Here is a 2,307-nt window from a genome sequence, read left to right as displayed (position 1 = left end):
CCCGCAACGCCTGCCGGCTATCACACGAACCAGGTTTAGCCTCCTCCGCTTTCGCTCGCCGCTACTCACGGAATCACTCTTGTTTTCTCCACAGCAGGTACTGAGATGTTTCACTTCCCCGCCACACCACAACCCCCCCTATACATTCAGGGAGGCGCGACCGCTCATCAAAACGGCCAGGTTACCCCATTCGGAAACCCTGGGATCACAGTCCAGTTGGCAACTCCCCCAGGCATATCGCAGCCTCACACGTCCTTCATCGGTCATCCGGTACCAAGGCATCCACCATGCGCCCTACACAACTTAACAAACCAACACCCAAACCCAGCCAACACACACAACAACGACACCGCAACCAAAGCCGCAGCGCCATCGCACATGCCCGTCAACCAGGCCCGGTGAGTTCAGGTAGAACTTAAGACACTCACGCACACTATACAAATCTCAAACAACACATCAGCCACACCCGACACGCGAACCACACACGACCACAAAGGTCGCACACAGCCTCAACCGCATGCCCGCGGCATGACCGGGCTCAGAGACGTATTGCCTCAGAACCCCAACAGGGTGCGGCACCACGCACCCCCAAAAGAGGGAAACGCGATGCCAAGGATGGTTTGTATTCAACGTGCAGTCGACACACCATATAAAACATGTAGTCCATACACACCCGAGCAGTCACCACCAAAGCGAAGTTGCTTCAGCGGGCTCGGATGGTTGACCTCACCCCGCAGGGCAGGTCGGGACTCCTTAGAAAGGAGGTGATCCAGCCGCACCTTCCGGTACGGCTACCTTGTTACGACTTCGTCCTAATCGCCAGCCCCACCTTCGACCACTCCCTCCAGCAAAGCTGGTTAGGCCGCAGGCTTCGGGTGTTGCCAACTTTCATGACGTGACGGGCGGTGTGTACAAGGCCCGGGAACGCATTCACCGCAGCGTTGCTGATCTGCGATTACTAGCGACTCCACCTTCATCGAGTCGAGTTGCAGACTCGAATCCGAACCAAGACCGGCTTTACAGAGATTCGCTCCACCTCACGGTATCGCAACCCGCTGTACCGGCCAATGTAGCATGCGTGAAGCCCTGGACATAAGGGGCATGATGACTTGACCTCATCCCCACCTTCCTCCGAGTTAACCCCGGCAGTCTCCCGCGAGTCCCCAACTCAATGCTGGCAACACGGGATAAGGGTTGCGCTCGTTGCGGGACTTAACCCAACATCTCACGACACGAGCTGACGACAGCCATGCACCACCTGTCACCCAGTCCGAAGAGGCCCTCATCTCTGAGGGTTTCCGGGTGATGTCAAACCCAGGTAAGGTTCTTCGCGTTGCATCGAATTAATCCGCATGCTCCGCCGCTTGTGCGGGCCCCCGTCAATTCCTTTGAGTTTTAGCCTTGCGGCCGTACTCCCCAGGCGGGGCGCTTAATGCGTTAGCTACGGCACAGAACCAACCAACGTGGCCCCACACCTAGCGCCCACCGTTTACAGCATGGACTACCAGGGTATCTAATCCTGTTCGCTCCCCACGCTTTCGCTCCTCAGCGTCAGAACAAGCCCAGAGATCCGCCTTCGCCACCGGTGTTCCTCCACATATCTGCGCATTTCACCGCTACACGTAGAATTCCGATCTCCCCTACTTGCCTCAAGTCGACCCGTATCCACCGCAAAACCCCGGTTAAGCCGAGGCCTTTCACGGCGGACGCAATCAACCGCCTACGAGCCCTTTACGCCCAATAAATCCGGACAACGCTCGCGCCCTACGTCTTACCGCGGCTGCTGGCACGTAGTTAGCCGGCGCTTATTCAACCACTACCGTCAACCAGGCGAATACCTGGCCTTCGTGGTGGATAAAAGAGGTTTACAACCCGAAAGCCGTCATCCCTCACGCGGCGTCGCTGCATCAGGCTTCCGCCCATTGTGCAAAATTCCCCACTGCTGCCTCCCGTAGGAGTCTGGGCCGTATCTCAGTCCCAATGTGACCGACCGCCCTCTCAGGCCGGCTACCCGTCAACGCCTTGGTAGGCCATCACCCCACCAACCAGCTGATAGGCCGCGGGCCCCTCCCCAACCGCAAAAACTTTCCACCACACCCCATGCAGAGCGTGGTCGTATCCGGTATTAGCCGCCGTTTCCAACGGTTATCCCAGAGATGGGGGCAGGTTACCCACGTGTTACTCACCCGTTCGCCACTCGAGTACCCGCAAGCGGGCCTTTCCGTTCGACTTGCATGTGTGAAGCACGCCGCCAGCGTTCGTCCTGAGCCAGGATCAAACTCTCCAACAAAAACCTGTTGCGCACCA

2 rRNA genes are annotated in these 2,307 nt (G+C 57.9%); both read right to left on the bottom strand.

The window, feature by feature from the left end:
* Nucleotides 1-309: ribosomal RNA gene (locus IF12_RS0122375) — 23S ribosomal RNA — on the bottom strand; the annotation flags it as partial.
* 448 nt (nucleotides 310-757) lie between these two features.
* Nucleotides 758-2,290, bottom strand: a 16S ribosomal RNA gene (locus IF12_RS0122370).
* Between the last annotated feature and the right edge of the window lie 17 nt (nucleotides 2,291-2,307).

Origin of the sequence: Glycomyces sp. NRRL B-16210, from assembly GCF_000719515.1 — a bacterium.
In the GTDB taxonomy this organism is placed as follows: Bacteria; Actinomycetota; Actinomycetes; order Mycobacteriales; family Micromonosporaceae; genus Glycomyces.
This window is presented reverse-complemented; position numbering and strand designations above follow the sequence as displayed.